This is a genomic window from Haloarcula salina (assembly GCF_049603855.1).
Classification (GTDB): domain Archaea; phylum Halobacteriota; class Halobacteria; order Halobacteriales; family Haloarculaceae; genus Haloarcula; species Haloarcula salina_A.
Genome location: NZ_CP187146.1, coordinates 1,654,654 through 1,672,806, shown reverse-complemented (window position 1 = coordinate 1,672,806; position 18,153 = coordinate 1,654,654). Strand labels below are relative to the sequence as shown.

Below are 18,153 nucleotides of genomic sequence, written 5' to 3'. Positions count from 1 at the left end.
TGTTACTCCTTGAGTGCTCCTGAGGTCAGTCCGCTGACGATGCGTTCCTGTGCGACGACCACGAGGATGACGACGGGGAGGACCCCGACGATGCTCGCGGCCGCCATGAGGTTGTACTGGGTCGTGTACTGGGTCTGGTAGCTGAGGATCCCGCCGACGATCGGCGACCACTTCGTCGCCTCCGGCGAAGTCGCCATGATCGAACTGAAGAAGTACTCGTTGTACACCGCGATGAACGTCAGCACGGAGGCGGTCGCCACCCCCGGTGCCGACAGCGGCATGATGACCCGGAACAGCGCGCCCAGTCGCGTCGTCCCCTCCACTCTGGCGGCGTCCTCTAAGCCGTCCGGAATCTGGCCGTAGAACGTCGTCAGGATGAATATCGACAGCGGCATGAACAGCGCGCTGAACGGCAGCACCATCGACCCCGGCGTGTTCAGGAGCCGCGGCGGCGTGAACAGCGGGATGTTCGTGAACGGTACCGTGATCGGGGCGTTGCCGGCGAACGCCTGGAACAGCGGGATGACGAACGCGGCCGGCGGGAAGTAGCTGATCGCCAGGATCGCGAGCATCAACAGCGCGCGGCCCGGGAACCGGAGCCGGCCGAACACGTAGCCCGCGAGGCTCGCGACGAACAGGACGATGACCGTCGTCGTGATCGCCAGCGCGAAACTGTTCAGCATGTAGAGGTGGAACGGCACCTGCTCGAAGACGGTGATGAACGCCGCCGGATTGAACCCCTTCGGCACCGGCAGCGGGAACGTCCCGCTGACGCCGAAGAGATTCACCGTCGGGAGGAAACTCCCAGCCAGCAGGTTCCCCTCGGGCGTCACCGCCAGGACGACGAGCCAGTAGAACGGGAACAGCGTCGTCACGAGGAAGAAGATCATCGCCGCGTAGAACAGCGCCCGATACACCTTCTCCGGATTCCGGATCGCGCTCTGGGTCCAGCGCTGCAGCGGGCCGTCGCTCGATTGGTCTTCGGTCGTGGTTGCCATGTCAGATCGCGTCCTCCCCCTGCCACAGGATGAGTCCCATGACGACGGAGCCGATGATCGCGGCCGTCACGAACGCGATGGCCGCCGACGTTCCCTCGCGGGTGGTGAACGTCGCGACGACCATGCACGACAGCGACGGCACGACGGTACAACTGGAGACCGTGTCGATGATGCCGAACACCCGCATCGCCTGCACGGAGCGGAACAGGACCGCGACCCCGATGGTCGGCAGGATGAGCGGGAACGTGATGAGCTTGAACTGCTGCCACTTGGTTGCCCCCGCGACCTTCGCCACGTCGTAGAGGCCGCGGTCGATGCTCTGGAGGCCGGCCAGAATCAACAGCGCCATGAACGCCGAGGTCTTCCAGATGTCGGCGACGATGATGATGAACGTCGCGCTCGGCGTGTCGTTGAGCGTGTTCGTGGGGGCCAACAGTCCGAGGTCGGCCAGCGGCGGCGTCAGGAACCCGACGTTCGAGTTGAACATCAGGAAGAAGATCATCCCCTGGATGACGATGGGGACCGCCCACGGGATGATGATGGCCGCGCGGACCCAGCGCCGCCCGTAGAAGTCCTGGTCGAGGATGAGCGCCTGCCCCAGACCGATGAGCGTCTCGAACAGCACGCTCACCACAGCGAAGATGATCGTCACCACCAGCGCGCTGTTGAGCAGCGCCTGCAGGCTGAGATCGCTCGGCAGGAACGTGGTCCCGCCGGGCAGGAACTGGTTCTTCTCGCCGGTGAACAGTCCGACGTAGTTGCCGAGGCCGACGAAGTTCCGACTCGAGAAGTCGAGGGACGTGGCGAACAGCGACAGCTCGAACGTCCGCAACAGCGGATACAGCGCCACGACGCCCAGGAGAACGAACACCGGGAGCAACAGGAAATACGCGTACTGCGTGTCGCTCAAGTTCTCCATCCAGCGCATGACGTCGACGAGCGCGCCCGACCGTCGAGACTCTCGCGATTGGTGGACCTCTGTCTTTGGACTCAAGCGTGACCCCCCCGTGATGTAGTTTGCATGGATAGTGTCTCGTTGGTTAGAGAATCGGTTCGCGATGTCAGTTACTGCTCTCGGTTTGCTCCAGTCCAGACTGAAGAGTAGCCATCGCTTCCGCGGAAGAGACATCTTGATTGACCGCCCGGTTTGCCTGTTGGGCGATTTTGCTGGACTGCTCGCTCCAGACCGCTGTCACCGGACGCGCCATCGTGTTCTCACCAGCCACACGAAGCGTGTCCATATAGTCGCCCATTGGGTCGATGTTCGACGCTTTGCTGGAGTTGAACAGACTACCTCGTGGTGGAAGCCATCCCTCAACCTCCAGTAAGAACAGTTGGAACTCCGGTTCCATCGTGGCCTGGATAACTTCACTGACTGCGTCGAGACGTTCGCTGTTGGGATTGACGGTGATGTGCCAGCCACCCAGTGCCGATGTCGTGCCACCGGTACCTTGGAACTCGGCGTTGTTTTCCGAAACGGCGTAAGGAATCGGCATGGTCCCGAGGTTGTCGCCGAATTCCGAGGCGGCCTGATTAATAGCGTAGGGCCAGTTGCGGTGGAAGAGGACGTTTCCATCGAGGAACGGTGCGAGTGACCCGTCTTCTATCCAGCCGAGGATGTTCGTGGGTGTGAAGCCACCACCGTATCCCTGAAGGTTGTCGAAGCTCTCGTCATGGACGAACTTTCGCATCATGTTCAGCGAGTTGATGACCGGTTCGGAATCGACAGTGACCGGCCGATCACCGACTGGCCCGAAGAGGTTCTCGCGGCCGCCGAAGTACGCACCGCCCCACGAGGACATGACCTCGTTGAAGGTACAGCAGGCGGTCCCCTCGTAGATGTCCCACTGTGTCGTGAAGCCGTACTTGATGTCAGTCGCATCCACCGTATCGGCCGCCACATTCGACCATTTCTTCCAGGTCATCGGTTCGGTGGCCCAGTTCTCGGACTCTGGATTATATCCGGCTTGTTCCACGAGGTCCTTCCGGTACAGCATCGTCGGATAGTCTGGGTAGAGTGGGACACCGAAGAGATCGCCGCTTGATGGGTCAATTGCTGTCTCAGTGAAGCCACTAAAGTACTCCTCTTGGATAGTTGAGAGCGTGTCGTCCGTGAGAATCTCCGAGAGATTGGCGAGTTGTCCTCGCTGGATAAAGATATTCACCCACCCGTTGTCCATCATGAACATATCCGGTTCGGTTTCCCGTGAACTCAGGAGTCGATTGTAGGTAGCTCGACGCTTACCACTGTCGGGTTGCCCCTGCTCGAACTCAATTTGGATATTATCTGAAAGCCCACCTACGTCATGGAGTGCATCTCGAACTTGGTCAGCATGATCTTGCACTACTGTCGCATCGAATCCCCATGACACGGTTGTCATCTCTTCACTCCCGGCACTACCAGTCTGTGTGCCTCCGGCATTCCCATCGCCCTCGCCACTGCTGAACATGCTTGCACAGCCTGAAAAGCCGGCTGCTACACCCGACGCGCCTGCTCCTGCAACGAATCGTCGACGTGATATGGTACTCTGTTTTCCGTCCGTCTCTGAGTTCTCTGACATCGTTCAATTTGTCAATGAAAATCCGTCCACTTATAGATTAGGGAATTGAGTTGAGATATCACAAGAACTTTATCTGCAATTCGCTACTATGCTGGCATGGGACTCCGACGGTCACTAGACGATTACAAGCGAAACAAAGAGACGAAAGACGTATTTCCGGGCGAACGACGTACTCAACGGGGTCAGTTCACCGGTTCGACGCAACGACTAATACACGTTGACTCAGTCGGTTCCATTCAAGACTATTCGTATCCACTGTCCGGCCTCTACGGAATCACCTCTTCCCGGTTTGGAGTTCGAGTTGACGGAACAAACAAGTGGTTTGACACTCGTGATAGCTCGTCACAGACATTGCATGAGGGAGATACATTCGTCGAGACTATCCACAGCTTTGAGACGTTCGACATTGTACAGCGTGATTTTACTGAGGAACTCTCACATGTGACTGCGTTCGAACTGCGAGGAGAGGCACCAGACTGTCTCGAAATTGTAGGGTTCGTCGAATTCAATCCAGAAGGGCAGGAAGGACGAATCGGACAGTTGATCCACAAAGATGAAATCGTCGAACTATATCATAACCAGGAGCACGATTATCTGGGAGCGTCGACAGAACTGGAAATTACACCGCAAGTGATGGAGAAGTTTGACGAAATTCTCGCTGAGGAGCCTCGGTCATTTCCGCGAAAAGGGGAGTCAGAGACTTACGAGGGGAGTCGCCTCACCGGAGGAGTGAGCTTCCGCACCGAACTCAAAAATGGAAGGACAACCATCGTGACTACACTGTCAGATGTCGAGAACCAATCACAAGTTGCCAGTCTTGATCGCCTTACTGACCTGACACAGCGCTACCGCGAGCCATCACAGATTCTCACTGCCACGCAACAATCGGGGACAACCCCGGATGGCGCAGACCAGATCGTTGAGACGGACCTCCATGTTCTTGATCTGTTATCTGCTCCGACGGGTGCTCGGATAGCTGGTCCCGATTTTGATCCTCACTATCAGTACTCTGGCGGCTACGGATACACCTGGTTTCGGGACGACGGCGAGATCTCGACGTTCCTCTTGGAGGCTGACGAGAGACTTGATCTCGGCATAGAAGAGAGACACCGTAAGAGTGCTCAGTTTTATTTACAAACACAACTGAACGACGGTCGGTGGCCCCATCGCGTGTGGCCGATGAACGGCCGGCTTGCCCCCGGATGGGCAAACGGGCACATTGAGGGATCCGAAACGCAGTATCAAGCCGATCAGACTGCGAGCGTTCTCGTCTTTCTCGCGGAATACCTCTCTATGTACTGTGATTCGCTCTCCGAAGGCATAGTCCAAGATATCGAGAATGCTCTGAAGTCGGGAGTAGAAGGGATGGATATTTCACTAGAAACGGATGGATTACCGACTGTGTGTGAGAACGCGTGGGAAAACATGAACGGCCGCTTCACGCACTCCGCTGCGAAATTCCTACACGCATACAGTGCCATTGCGACTGCCCCACTGAGTGAGGATATCCGAGACCACGCAGCGATGCGGGCACGACAGATTTACGACGCACTTGAGATGATGTGGTCGCCTGACGAGGGTATCTATGGGATTCGCTTAATTGATGGAAAACTAGATGAGCGTGTCGATAGCACTACGTTCGCGCTAACCGACGCACATCTAGCCTACGACGACGTAAACAGTGTCGGCGAAGATCGTCGATATCGACTGGCAACTCACCTCGGAACAGCGTTTGAAACCCTTTGGAGAGAGACAGACAACATCCGGGGCTTGGCACGATTCGAGGAAGACACATGGCGCCAACGTGATCAAACAAGAGAGAAGGTCTGGACTGTCTCGACGGGATGGGGTGCCTACGCGGCCGAGAAAGCGGTTCGACTATTTTCGGCACCGTCCAACCAGTTCGACCCGGTGATGTGGTCTGATCGTCTGTTCGCAGAAATCGATTTTTCAGGTACACTCTGCCTTCCCTCTGGATATTTACCAGAACAGTTCTTCGATTCCGGCACGCCAGACAGTGCCACTCCACTTGGCTGGTCACATGCCATCCGACTTGCAACGTACGCGGCTCGGGATACTCGGAGCGCAGAATCCGTATTGGAGCACACGTCGAGTGAACGCTGACGATTCACTATGAACAGCACCCGTGTTGATACTAAGCTTTATCTTCGGTATCTGCTCAACAATTAAGCATGGTGGAGGACGACATCGTTGAGAATCTCACTCGCTTCGGTCTCTCGGAGAAGGAAGCGCTCGCCTATATAACAGTCCTCCAGAATGGCTCGACAACGATTCGTGTGGTCTCTGAAGAAACAGACATCTCGAAGAGTTATGCGTACGATATCGTCGGAAAGCTAGAGGAGCGTGAGCTTATCGAGATCGATGATCACGTTCAACCGACACAGCTTCGGGCGATTCCTCCCTCAGAGGGGATCAACAATCTTGTCTCGCAGTTAGACACTATAGAGACACAACTAGATGACCTGTTCGACTCGAAAACCTACGAACAACAGAAATTCAGTATCATCAAATCACGGCGCACGATACTCACTCAACTTGTTGATTTGATTGACGCTGCAACCGAAGAGATTATTCTCGCGCTTCCGGCTTCAACACTCCATCGGGTCGAAGATTCGCTCCAGGCAGCACAGGACCGTGGTGTGTTCTGTATGCTATTAGTAACGGAGTATGAGGGTGAGGTTCAGATTGCGGATTCGATAGCAAACGTTGTACAGACGTGGAATGCACCTGCGCCAGTTACCCTCACCATTGACCGCTCAGATGGTATCGTCTCATCAGCCGAGGCCGTATTAAACTCTAACTCAGACGAATACGCAATATATCATGCGGAGGAACACATTGTCTCCTCACTGTTTGACTCGTTCATCGCAAATTACTGGCCCATGGGTGAACAGAGCTACGTTGCAGAGGCAGGGCCGTTGCCGAGAACATTCACCAGCTTTCGCCATGCGGTGTTCGAAGCGACACTGTACTTAATGGATGGACAGCAGGTCACCACTGAGATTGAGATCAGGCCGACGCAAAGCGAGGACACATTCGAGACGATAACCGGAACGATTACTAACGTAAAGCAAAGCCTTGTACGCCCTTTTTCAAATGATTTCCCCACACAGGAGTCGTTCGTTATTGAAACAGCCACAGACACGTTTACTGTCGGCGGCTACAGAGCCTTCTTAGAAGACTTTGAAGCACGAGATATCACGCTGAAGAGTACGTCTGATGTGTGAGTAGTAACACATCGCCGTTCCTGTCTTCACGGCCTTATTGAAACCCTTGCTGGGAAACATGACGAGTAATTACTGGGAGATAAGATGGGTTTACTTCCGAAATCACGTCTTCTTCGATTCGTTGAGCGTGCTATTCGTCGACGAGGGCCTCGAACGTGACTGCGTTATCTCTCACCGGTTTCCTGTACTGGCTCATCCGACTCTCGTACTCATTCGAGACATCCGTTTCGAACTGCTTGTGATACCCGCGAATCGTAGTCAGCGAGGGACGTGTCCGGAACCACGGTGTCGATGTCGGTCGTGAACCGTGTCTGGAACGCGGAGACGGCCCACCCACCGACCAGAACGTACGGTAACCCGTCGTCCTGTACGGCGCGGTGGGTCTCGACGAGTTCGAACTGGTGCTCTGGTAGGCTCATTCTATCGCACCGACCCGTCCGCACTCGCTGCTCCGTGGTACGAGGCGTCGATGTCGACGCCGTACTCGTCGGCGATCTGTCCAGGGCAGGCTCGTAGAGATCTGGGGCTTAGTGTAGCTTCAAATGTTGTCTCACTAGTTCCTCGGCTCAACCGGATACAGCTGCCGTAGTTTGATACGAGCGTCACCGGTGGTAAATTGCCAGTCGATAGGCCGATCAACCGCATTGTGTCGGCTTTCCCACGCAGCGACCTCCGAACGGAGGGTCGCTGCGTCATAGATACGCCGGTCAAGACACTGCCGTTTGAGCACACCAATCTTGATTTCGGCCATGTTCAGCCAACTTCCTCGCTTCGGCGTGAAGTGGAACTCGAATCGATCAAGATACGATTTCGCCTGCGCTGGTGGGAAGAAATCGTAGAAGGCAGCCGGTTTGTGCGTATTGAGCTGATCCATCACAACCCGGATGCGGATCGCATCCGGGTAGTGAACATCCGCCAGTTCGATCATTCGGTCAATCCATTCGGTTGTTCGCCGTCGCTCTGTTACTTCGACGGCTACCCAGCCAGTCAACGGTTCGGTGGTGATATGGAGTCGCTGTTTTCCGTTGCGTTTGTACCGGTGATCGACCCGAGCGACCGCTCCCGGTTCGCCCGGGAGCGGGTCGCGTTCATGCCCACGAAGTGCTTTGCTGGACTCGTCGAAACAAATGACTGGACGGGTTTCGTCATACGGTTCGTGGTAGAGAGCGAGCACATCTTCCATGTAGTAGACAAAGTCAGCGTCCTGTTCAGGCGGTATTTCCCAGTAGCTGGAGAGATGTGGTTTCAGGGTGTTTTTTTAGCCGCTGTCGGACGGTCTCGTGAGAGATCGACTCGAAGTCGATCTCGTCAAGCATAACGAGTTCATCAGCGAGGAGATGGAGCGTCCAGCGAGAGTGTCCTTCTGGTGGATCGCTGCAAGCGAGTTTGATCAGTCGCGCTTCAGCATCGCCGTCGAGTTTGCGCTCATATTCGCGGTCGGGCTTGCGGCGATGAATCGCCGCGAGCCCTCGCTCACAGTAGTTTTTGCGTGCGTTGTACGGTGTTCCGATTGAACAGCCGACGTGCTCACAGATTGCCGCATCTGTGAGCCCGTCGTCAGCCTTCAGGAGAATACGTGCCCGCGTGATGTCTTCGGCTTTGTGCTCACCAGTCGAGATGAACTATTCGAGGGTTCTCCGTTCCTCATCAGAGAGATCAACAACGTGCTGCTTTCGTCCCATTCCTATAGATACGTGCTTAGAGAGCTTAAGCTAGCGAGTCTAAGTCTGAAGCTACACTCAGTTCGATCGCAGGTTCTCTCGGGGAAGAAAAAGGGGGAGATTTCATGGACCGTTTCAGCAAACAGCTCACGCAGAACAATATGAACGATGGTCAAAAAGGCAGAGTACTGGAACAAATTTCGGAGTTTGACGAATACTTCGGAAAGGAGTCTCAAATACTCAATCGCGTAGAGAGTGTTTTGAAGAAGTCAAACCATAATAACGTCTTGGAAAACGCGGAAATTCTGCTTGAAAAATTTGAGGAAGCCGGGGAAGCTGATCAGGCACGAATTGACCAGATTAGAGAAGATTACCTCTCAGAGTGAGGTTGGTCTCACCGAGTTGGAATTGATATTTGAATTTCTTGCCGAATTTGGAGCCTGTGAGCAGTCGAGAATCACACGTATCGGTTCACCCGTGACCACATGGACGCCGTATTAGCGGTTGAGCAACAGGTGCTCTCGGAGACTGTACAGGATTACCTGCATGGCTCCGAGCAGGCCTCGCTGACCGACAATTTTGACGGGGATTAGGCGGAAACGGGGTGGAACTTCGGTTTTTATCAAGTTTGGCATAGGCCGCCTTCTTTAGGAAGCGATGCGACAGAGTGCGCAGCAGGGAGGAAACGAGAGTAAATAGGAAGTGCTTTCTATGCGTTAGCAGAAAGATGGGGAGTTTATTTGTCTGAATCGCGGTCCAAGAAGTCGTCTCCGACAATCTGGTTCTCTATCTACCAAACTTGAAGGGAGTAGAACAAACGGGCTGTTCAGAGTGGCGCATCTCCCAGTTATTCAGGTCGTGGCTGCGCGCGCAGCGGCAGCGAGCACGGAGCGGTGGGTGGGGAGGAGGGGTCTGGGCCGGTCTGGCAAACACGAAAAAAGAAGACCGCGTCAGCCCGCTACTCCCACCACCGACCGCGCTCGGGGAAGTGAACGGCCGACCACCCAGTGACAGCCAGCGAGGCGCGTCCCTCGTACCAGCTCACTGCCGCGCCGTGGATACGCACCTGTTCGCCTTCCTCGATCCAGGGTGCATTCGACGCCTCCCAGACGGTCAGTCGCGTCCGGCCGCTGTCGTCGCCGATGAGCCCCACCTGAGAGATACTCGGATGCGAGGGAGTCCACCACGTCTGGACACGCCCGGAAATACACACCTCGCTGCGATTGACCTCGCCGACCTTCGCGATGGGAACCACCGTCCCAGCCGCCGTTTCGAGTTCGTCGTACACGTCGACGACCGCGTCGGTCATCCCACGGCCGTCCACCAGCCGCTCGGCCAGCCGCCGACTCACTGCCGCTCGCGTCCAGCCCTCAAGTTTCCGGGCCAGGCGTTCCGCCTGCTCGTTGACTGCCGCGACCTCCTCCCGTGAGAGCATCGTCCGAGGGTCCGCCCGGTCTGGGTCCTGCCAGCCGTCCACGCTCGCCGCGCGCTTCTGGAACCGCCGTCGAGTCTGCCGTCCCGACGCTTCCACCGTCAGTCGCGTCTGTCGCTCTCGCTCCGATATCTCCTCACCGACCCTCGCTCGGGTTCGCGCGATCTCGATGTCCCGCGCGATCGCTTTCTCTTCCTGTGCCAGGGTCATGCTCGCCCGGCAACTGTCCGGGTGGTTCGTATCCACCTTCCCCTGGATCTCCTGTTCGACTGACCGCCGCAACTCGGGCGTCTCGTCGACCACCCAGCCGCGCCGTTTGTCTTCTTGCCACTGCTCTACCGTACGCTTATTACGAATTACGTTCTTACCTGACATTGGAATCTCTCCTGATTCCGAAGGCGCTCACGCGCCCGACACCGCGATGTTCCAGCATCGCGGTTTTCCACGGACACCGACCGACCAGTCACGCCTGCGCTCTCGCTCGCGCCTTCGCGAGCGCCCCTGTGGGCGCGAGCGAGAGCGCCACAGTGCGACCACAGAACCAGCCGCGTGCGCTGACCCGCCCGGAGCGAGCGGCCAGCGGAGTTAGCCTGTTCGTGTCCGGCCCGGACTGCGGGACCGCGTGCAGTGCGACTGTCGACGAGCACGCGCGCCGCAACGTGGCGCGCGAGGGCGCAGTCGGCACCAAGCACTGGAACGCGACAGCCCGCCAGGGGCGCAACCGACCGGCTAACCCGCTGGCGTCGAGACCAGATTCATTTCAGCCCGGAACGGCGAGCTTGCTCGCCGCATGCCCGGAATGGTCGGTCGCGAGCGATGCGAACGGTGAGCGAAGCGAACCGTGAGCACGCGGAGGGCGGCACGCGGCGCGCGCGGCGTGCCAAGAGAGATCATCTGAACAGCCGCCGAACCAGCAGTCACCACAACCCTCGCAGGGCGGGACTGAAAGGGGCGGCTGGCTGCACGAAGGCGGACGTCGTAAGGACCGCAGCGGAGTGAGGACCGCAGCGAGTCCCCCGAGTGCAGCCAGCCGGGGCTTTCTGGTTGAATATCTCCGCCCCTACCACCGTGTCCGCTGTTCCCTCTTCTTTCCATAGATTTATACGAGAATACAGTAACGTAAATTTCAATGACAACAGAAGACAATTTACCGGTCCCGGTCGGCGAAACCCGACAGTACATCCGGATCACGCCGACAGACTCGCCGCTCGATCCACACACCGTCGAAGCCCAGTTCGAACGCCTCCATCAACTCGAATCCCAGGAAATCGAGACCAGGCTCTGGGGACTACTCCAGGAACCTCCGCCGACGGTCGAAGTGTACCTCGTCGCCCCACAGGAGGACACCAAAAGTATCCAGTACTATTTCGGCGTCGACACCCCCGACCTGCACGAGCCACTGGAACGGACCCTCCGCACGCTCTTTCCGGACACCTACGAGTTCCGTACGGTCCAGTGGGCCCCGACCCTCGTTCCCGACCATCCACCGACAGCCGTCCGGTTCGAAGGTCGACCGGACACGCGAAAAGACTGGCAGACACGACTCACCCCACTCGAAACGTTCCACCAGGACAGCGATCACGTCCGTACGCCGCTTGCGAGCGTCGTCGAGGCACTGGCTGCCACTGACGGGACGGCGCTCCTCCAGATACTCGTCCGTCCCAAAGCCGACTGGACGGTCGAGCGAGATATGCACCAGCAGGTCCTCGAAGAAGGCAAAGAGACCTGGGTCGGACAAATAATCAGCGCACTACTTGGCCCGTCCGATCTGGACCACGGGGACAGACAGATTCCAGTCGCCGACCGCTCCCGTCTTGAGGAACTCGACGAGCGAAACCCCAGACGCTCCTTCGAGATCAACATCCGCGCGCTTCTGTTCGACGAGCGCGACAGATACGTCGCCGACGATCTCGCGACTGCCTTCGCCGAGGTGAGTCACTCCTGTTACGAACTCGAAGGCACGGTCTGCAGAGACGCAGACGCACAAGCGCTCAAGGACAAGGTCTGCACCAGACGCTTCGACCCCGCTGCGTACGAATCCCTCGATAGCTACATCCCACTCACGAACCCATCCAGCCCAGGCATCGTCGCCGATGCGAGCGAACTCGGGAGTTTCTGTCTGCTCGACGGCAGTGCGCTTCCGGCCGAAGCCCGGCGACGACTCGCGACCACCCCCGGGGAACGACGGGCGCTTCCGCTGCCGCCACCAGCACAACTCCGGACGTATCGGTGTGATGGATTCCCGCTGGGCAACCCGATCTCACAGGACGGGACGGCCCATCCCGAGCCGATATCGCTTCCACCGTCGCTCCAGCCGCTCCACATCGGATTGATCGGCAAGACTGGCTCTGGGAAGTCGACCTGTTCAGTCAACGGAATGTGTTGGAATCACGCAGCGACTGACGGGGCAAGCATCATCGTCGAGCCGAAAGGCGACGGGATGGCCCGCGAGTACATGCGCGCCCACTACGCGACCTACGGGACCCTCGAGAACGTTCTGTACTTCGACTGTTCGAAGGTCGTACCGGCCTTCTCGTTTTTCGACATCCGCGACGAACTCGACGCGGGCGTCGCCCGAACCACGGCCGTCGAGGAGACAGCCGATCACTACCTGGAAATCCTCGCCGGGATCATGGGCCCCGACCGCTTCGCACAAGCGGTTCGCTCGCCCGACATCATCCGCTATCTGGTGAAGGCCTTGTTCGACCCAGTCAACGGCGACGACGCGTTCTCCCATCGCGACCTCCACACGGCAGTCCGGCAGATGCACGAACGCCAGTCTGCCCCCGCTGTCTCTGATGACGATCTCGAACGGATGCTCGCCGGCGTCGTCGCCAACAGCGCCCGCTCGTTCGACGAAATCATGCAGGGCGTCGCCAACCGCATCGAGAAGATTCCAATGGATCGCCGCCTCGCTCGAGTGTTCAATCACGTTCCGCAGGGCGATGAGCCACACTTCGACCTCGACGACTATCTCGACGAGGACGTCGTCATCATCTTCGATACGAGCGGGTTGCGACGCGAGGCTCGCCAGGCGATGACTCGTGTCATTTTGTCGAATCTTTGGACCGCGCTTCGGCGACGGGCGAAGCGAGCCCCGGACGCAGAGTCGTATAATCTTGTCAATGTGTTCCTCGAAGAGGCGGCGACCGTCGCAACGTCAGAGATATTACAAGAGTTGCTCGCACAGTCTCGCAGTTTCGGCTGTTCGATCACCCTCGCGATGCAGTTTCCCGAGCAACTCCGGGCCGCTGACGAGAACGCCTACCGGGAGTTGTTGAACAACGTCTCGACGTACCTGATCGGGAACGTACCCATCGACCGTCGGCTGGCCGAACGCCTCGCGACGGCGGACCTGTCAGCCGACGAGATCGGTGCGGTCCTGCGTGCCATCCGTCGCGGTGAGTGGCTCGCCCGGCTTCCGGCCGCCTTCGGTGAGGCCGAACCACGTCCGTTTCGAGTGGAGTCCTTGCCCCTCCCTCCGGGCCATCCCGAGGGCCCCGGCGAGGTCGTCACGAGCGAAACCGTCGACGACCTGGAACGCTCCGTCGCGGAACGGACGCGCGAGCACGCTGGACTGACGCTCGGGACGCCCAGCACGCCCGATGATGAGGATGATGCGGCGTCGACGCCGACGCTCGACCGACTCGACAGCGTCTTGCCGATGACCAACCGACTCCCGCCGACGGTTCGGTACGTCGGTTCGGTCCACGCGCTGTGCTGTACGGGCTGTGACAACCGCTACGATACGGGTATCGAGGGGATGAAGCGCGCGATTTCTTGCTGTTCGTCGCTCGATGCCGTCGACCGCGACGACATCCCGATCTGTTCGATCCAGCTCAAGCTCACCCCGGAGGAACGCGAGGCGTCCGAGTGGTCTGACACCCAGCTCCTGTTCTTGCAGGCGGTCTACAATGCCCAGCAGCTCCGGTTCGACCCGCTCGAATACGACTTGCTGTCCGATTCGATGCTCCGCCTCCAGGAGTACGTCGGTATCGAGAGCGAGGCCATCCAGGATCTGCTTGACGCCGGCGTTCTATCCCACGATACGGATCATCCCCACCGACTCTACACCGTCACGCCAGCTGGTCGGACCGAGATCGGCGAGCACTACCGACGTGGCGTGGAGTACGGCCACGGCAAGGGTGACCTCGAAGAGTCGAGCGAGCACGTCCTCGCCGTCGAGGTCGGCCGACGCTATCTCGAGGCCGAGTATCTCGACAACGACGAGTCGCCAGTCGTCGATGTCGTCCCGTACTACGAGCCGTCCGACACCGATACCGCGACTGTCCCCGCAGCCGCCGCGATGGGGAGTGATTCCGATGATATCGCCGATGCGGTCACCGAATCCGAGCAACGCCGCCTGGACGTCGCCGGTCTCGACGCCGACGGATCCATTGTCGTCGCCGTCGAAGCCGAGCGGATCAACAACGACGTGCATCGCGCCGCCCCCGCCGACTTCGACAAGATGGCCGCTTGCGGCGTCGAGGAGGCGATCTGGATCGTCATGTCGCAGTCCGACGGGCACGACCTTCTCGATGTCCTTCGTTCCCCCGCCGACGGCGAGACCCGTGTCGAAAAGTCCTATGCCGAAACAACCCCACCACAGCAGTTCCGCCTCGACGCACCCGGTTGTACAGCTATCTATCCGGTCTCCTGGCTGCAGGGAAAGTTGCCTGATAAATAATGTCTCAATGGCGCCTATCGCGTGATCGGGCGCGTTCGACGCTCTTACTCGCAGCTAGGTCCGCCGGCTATTCATTCGCTCACACTCACCGCATTCCTGTTCACTGAATCCCGCCTTAACCGTACGCAACGGCCTTCTCGTAGTGTTTTTTGTCTCCTTCCTCGCCCGCTCGTCGGTTGGGTGATTCTCATACTCGGTGCTGACGGCCGCAAGAAGACTCCCAGCTACGAGCGAGGGGGTGAACTAGGACGAATTTCCCGTGGGAAAGACAGTCTGCTGTCTCCCGGTGAAATCCCAATCTGCTTAGAGCGGACGTCTCCCTGTCGATTCGTGTTCACGGCGTGTGGTGGGTATCGACGTGTCGCTCACACCCGATAATCGCCAGACGGAACCCGATTATGACTCGCTCGATGGGGGCGTACAACGGCCGATCTTGCCTGGTCGCCTGCCTCTCGGAAGATATGATTCGTGACTTTCAGGGCTTCTTTCGATGGGTTTCTCGGGAGTACGCGATTCGGCAGGGCCCGTCCTAGTTCAAAGTGAGACTAAGGGTAGACTGTTTCTTGCGGCCGTTGAGGCCGATTATGAGGATTTCTTACTCATCTTGACGGAATGTGGTACTGAGAGACTATTGTTCCTCGATCTCGAGTTCTGTCTTATATCACGGGCCAGATATTCGATAGCTACATCAGATAGCATACACGACCAAGGGATTTTCGTATCCACGGTTCACTGTAAGCGCCGTCGTGACCACGTGACAGTCATGGCAAATCAGATACTCTTCAACAGTCTGGGATGGTTTGGCCCAGGCCACCACCGGGTTCGGCCTCGACCCGGCACGAGTCAGTATCTGACGGAGATGAGTGGCTATTGTGGACTCGCTCCGCTGTCGGACTGACCAGAGACGTCCGTCCCCGTATCCGTGGTCTCGTCGGCAATCGGCGGGTCGGCGGCGGCATCAGTGGCCGGTGAGCCAGAATCACCGTCAGTCGTCTCGACTGTCGCGCTCGCGCGGGACGCTGCATCGTCGTTCTGGTCGGGAGTTAGCTCACGGCGAACCAGATCGGCGAATTCGGCTGGTTCGTACACCTGATCGACGGAGACCGACAGCCCGCCACTGGCACCGGATCGGACGGTGACGTTCCCCAGTCCGAACAGGGAGTCCCAGACCGATCGATGCTCCTCGACGCCGCGGACCTTCTGCAGCGGGACCTCGTTGCGAAGCAGCGAGATGAATCGGTACTCTTCGACGACCCGCTGGTTCGTGAGAACGTATCGCGTGAGCGTGTTCTGCCAGTAGCGATAGAGCCCCCTGGAGAACAGAACGAGTCCGACCGCGAGCACGAGCGTCGGCTGGTACAGCGGCCGTTGCGTGAAGTACAGCAGGTAGCCGCCGAGGCCGAGAAGGGGGACGGCGACCACAGCCTCCGCGAGCGCGTTTCGCTGAGCGGGCGTTCTCTCTTCGACGACCAGTTCGCCGTCGCGTAACTGCAGAGACTCGGGCGCGGCGACGTAGTGGACGTACGCCCCCATTCCGGTGACGAACAGCCCGAACGCCGCGGTAAGTAGCCCGACTGAGGGGGGCGTTTCGGGCTGTGACACGACCAGCGGGTACGCGGCCGCGAACCCGTAGAGGTAGACACCGGCGGCGACCAGCGGGACGCCGAAGATCGCGCCCCAGACTGCGGGGAGTCCTCGCCCCATCTGTCAGGCCCCCGTAAACAGTTCGTAGAGGATTGCGAGAACGGAGCTGGCCGTCCCGATGATCGTCAGTGTCATCTGATCGAACGTGGTCTGCCCGCATCGGGCGAAGAAGCCCCGTTCACACGCCTCCTCGACGGTGGTCGTGGTCTCGTCGGATCCGTCGACGAACGCAGGCGTCGCGTGTGGTGTCTCCGTCGCCGTCTCCGTGGCGCTTCCGTGGACCGTAACATCGCCGCTGGCGAGCGACGTGTTCCCCACGGCGATAGACTGCGTCACGATTTGCGAGGTGAGCGGGAAGGCCGCTCGTTCCACGTCGCCATAGCCCACTTCGAATTCGACGGTCCGCCGCTGTCCTGCGGGAATCTCGATACTTCGGGTCTCGACGGTGGTCCCGCCGATTCGATAGACGAACTGACCGTCGAATGCGGCCGTATCGACGTTCCTGACGGGGACGGTGACCGTGTACCGCTCACCTTCGCGGAAGTCTGTCGGGAACGTCGATTCCTGTGCCGCCAGCGAGTCCGCGCTCGCACTGGACCCGCTCCGCAACTGGACCGCGTCCCCGACGCTGGCCCCACCGGAGGTGACGATGCTGTGGTCGTACGTGCGCCCTCGCTGAACGGCTGTGGCTGTCGCCTCGATCTGGTCCGCGGTGACGGCGAATGCGACCTGCGTTCGCTCACCGCCCCCGACTGTGACTGTCTTCTCTGCGACAGCGGTTCTCGCGAAGCGATACGTTACCTCCCGCGTGACCGTGGTTTCGGTGGGGTTCGAGACGGTCGCCAGTACGACGAACTGCCGGTCGTTCGGGGCCGTAGCTGGGGCCTGGAATTCCCCGATCGAGAGGTCGATATCGGGCGTCACACGCAGGTAACGCGGAACCCCCTCACCGGATTCGTTGCGGACACCGTGAACGTACGTCCCGGTAGCGAGCGATTCCGTTCCACGCAAGCCACCGTTGGCGGTCAACACGAAACGGAGTTGCCGGGACTCGCCGGGCGATAACACCACCGTCCGATTGCTGACCGTCGAACCGTTGAATCGGTACTCGAGTCGCTCCGAACGGGTTTCATTGGAGGGGTTTCGTACCGTCGTGTCCACGGTATACGTCTGTCCCGGGCGGATGCGTTCGGGAGCCGAAATGTTCGTGACCGCTATTCCAGGTGGCGCGTCGAGTCGAGACTCGGTCCCACCGTCAGTGCTCCGAACCGTCCGAGTGGACTGTGGCGTCATCGTCTGTGTGGGGGCGGCCGTCGGCGTCGGTGTCGGCGTTTCAGACGGAGTGGGCGTCACCGTGGGCGTCGGTGTCTCGGTCCAAGCAGGTGTCTCGGTTTGTGTAGGCGAGGGGGTCTGTGTGCGCGTCGGTGGCGTCGCGGTCCCTGTCGGCGTCGCGTTCTGTGACGCGGTGACAGACTGCGTCCCCTGTCGTGTCGCCTGATCGCCCGGTTCCGCGGTCGACAGTTGCGGACGGTCGCCCTGGTCCGCGGTGGCCACGCCGACCGCTGCGAGCGGGTTCAGTATCATCGACGCACCGATAAACAGAGCCAGGAGGACCACTGCTGGAGGGTGCTCTGTGTCGGAGCCATTGTGCGGCATCTTCATATTTATATCAATTATTATTTTCTGATAGTAGTTCGAGTGTTGGCAGCGATAGCCGAGGCGACCGAAGTTCGTTCGCGTCCACAGCGGGCTCGCTGCTCAACAGTCACCGAGGACCGGTTCGTTGGCATAGATGAGCGTGTGGTGGTGGCAGGAATAAACGTTCGGATGAAATAATCAAATCTGAGAAATATCGAGCGACGAAACCCTGAACTGTGAGATTCTTCTCGCGGACGACCGACTGATCAACCACAGTGATCGAA

At 58.9% G+C, this 18,153-nt stretch carries 12 protein-coding genes and 1 pseudogene; 4 read left to right on the top strand and 9 right to left on the bottom strand.

Features of this window, described 5'->3' with window-relative positions; all coding sequences use genetic code 11:
• Nucleotides 1-2: 2 nt before the first annotated feature.
• The 3 genes from ACOZ4I_RS08610 to ACOZ4I_RS08600 form a co-directional block, all read right to left on the bottom strand.
• Complete coding sequence (locus ACOZ4I_RS08610; protein ID WP_424004755.1) at nucleotides 3-998, bottom strand: carbohydrate ABC transporter permease; 996 nt, start codon at nucleotides 996-998, stop codon at nucleotides 3-5.
• 1 nt (nucleotide 999) lies between these two features.
• On the bottom strand, nucleotides 1,000-1,926 hold the full coding sequence (locus ACOZ4I_RS08605) for a carbohydrate ABC transporter permease (protein ID WP_424004797.1): 927 nt from the start codon (nucleotides 1,924-1,926) through the stop codon (nucleotides 1,000-1,002).
• 133 nt (nucleotides 1,927-2,059) lie between these two features.
• Complete coding sequence (locus tag ACOZ4I_RS08600; RefSeq protein WP_424004754.1) at nucleotides 2,060-3,559, bottom strand: extracellular solute-binding protein; 1,500 nt, start codon at nucleotides 3,557-3,559, stop codon at nucleotides 2,060-2,062.
• 96 nt (nucleotides 3,560-3,655) lie between these two features.
• Here ACOZ4I_RS08600 and ACOZ4I_RS08595 point away from each other — a divergent pair, with 96 nt between their 5' ends.
• A complete protein-coding gene (locus ACOZ4I_RS08595; RefSeq protein WP_424004753.1) occupies nucleotides 3,656-5,683 on the top strand; it encodes a glucan 1,4-alpha-glucosidase in 2,028 nt (675 codons plus the stop codon).
• A gap of 68 nt (nucleotides 5,684-5,751) precedes the next feature.
• Nucleotides 5,752-6,807 carry a TrmB family transcriptional regulator gene (locus ACOZ4I_RS08590; RefSeq protein WP_424004752.1) on the top strand — a complete coding sequence of 352 codons (1,056 nt, stop codon included), beginning with the start codon at nucleotides 5,752-5,754 and terminating at the stop codon, nucleotides 6,805-6,807.
• Nucleotides 6,808-6,943: 136 nt separating this feature from the next.
• Here ACOZ4I_RS08590 and ACOZ4I_RS08585 read toward each other — a convergent pair.
• The 3 genes and pseudogenes from ACOZ4I_RS08585 to ACOZ4I_RS08575 all read right to left on the bottom strand — a co-directional run.
• Nucleotides 6,944-7,226 (bottom strand): annotated as a pseudogene (locus ACOZ4I_RS08585) (hypothetical protein); the annotation flags it as partial.
• A 134-nt stretch (nucleotides 7,227-7,360) separates the two neighbouring features.
• A complete protein-coding gene (locus ACOZ4I_RS08580) occupies nucleotides 7,361-8,026 on the bottom strand; it encodes an IS630 family transposase (RefSeq protein WP_424004796.1) in 666 nt (221 codons plus the stop codon).
• The gene (locus ACOZ4I_RS08575) at nucleotides 8,016-8,342 is read right to left on the bottom strand and encodes a helix-turn-helix domain-containing protein (RefSeq protein ID WP_424004795.1); all 327 of its coding nucleotides are present in this window, start codon (nucleotides 8,340-8,342) and stop codon (nucleotides 8,016-8,018) included. Before ACOZ4I_RS08575 ends, ACOZ4I_RS08580 begins: the two co-directional genes overlap by 11 nt.
• A gap of 251 nt (nucleotides 8,343-8,593) precedes the next feature.
• Here ACOZ4I_RS08575 and ACOZ4I_RS08570 point away from each other — a divergent pair, with 251 nt between their 5' ends.
• Nucleotides 8,594-8,854, top strand: coding sequence for a hypothetical protein (locus tag ACOZ4I_RS08570; protein ID WP_424004751.1), 261 nt, complete (start codon nucleotides 8,594-8,596; stop codon nucleotides 8,852-8,854).
• A 572-nt stretch (nucleotides 8,855-9,426) separates the two neighbouring features.
• Here the strand turns inward: ACOZ4I_RS08570 and ACOZ4I_RS08565 are convergent.
• Nucleotides 9,427-10,275, bottom strand: a complete 849-nt coding sequence (locus ACOZ4I_RS08565) for a DNA-binding protein (protein ID WP_424004750.1) — start codon at nucleotides 10,273-10,275, stop codon at nucleotides 9,427-9,429.
• Nucleotides 10,276-11,029: 754 nt separating this feature from the next.
• On the opposite strand from ACOZ4I_RS08565, the gene ACOZ4I_RS08560 reads away from it, so the two are divergent.
• Nucleotides 11,030-14,587, top strand: a complete 3,558-nt coding sequence (locus ACOZ4I_RS08560; RefSeq protein ID WP_424004749.1) for a type IV secretory system conjugative DNA transfer family protein — start codon at nucleotides 11,030-11,032, stop codon at nucleotides 14,585-14,587.
• Between the two features lie 867 nt (nucleotides 14,588-15,454).
• On the opposite strand, the gene ACOZ4I_RS08555 is transcribed toward ACOZ4I_RS08560, so the two are convergent.
• Nucleotides 15,455-16,291 (bottom strand): PH domain-containing protein, encoded by an 837-nt coding sequence (locus ACOZ4I_RS08555; protein WP_424004748.1) that lies wholly within the window; start codon nucleotides 16,289-16,291, stop codon nucleotides 15,455-15,457.
• Nucleotides 16,292-16,294: 3 nt separating this feature from the next.
• Complete coding sequence (locus ACOZ4I_RS08550; protein ID WP_424004747.1) at nucleotides 16,295-17,155, bottom strand: PH domain-containing protein; 861 nt, start codon at nucleotides 17,153-17,155, stop codon at nucleotides 16,295-16,297.
• Nucleotides 17,156-18,153 lie beyond the last annotated feature (998 nt).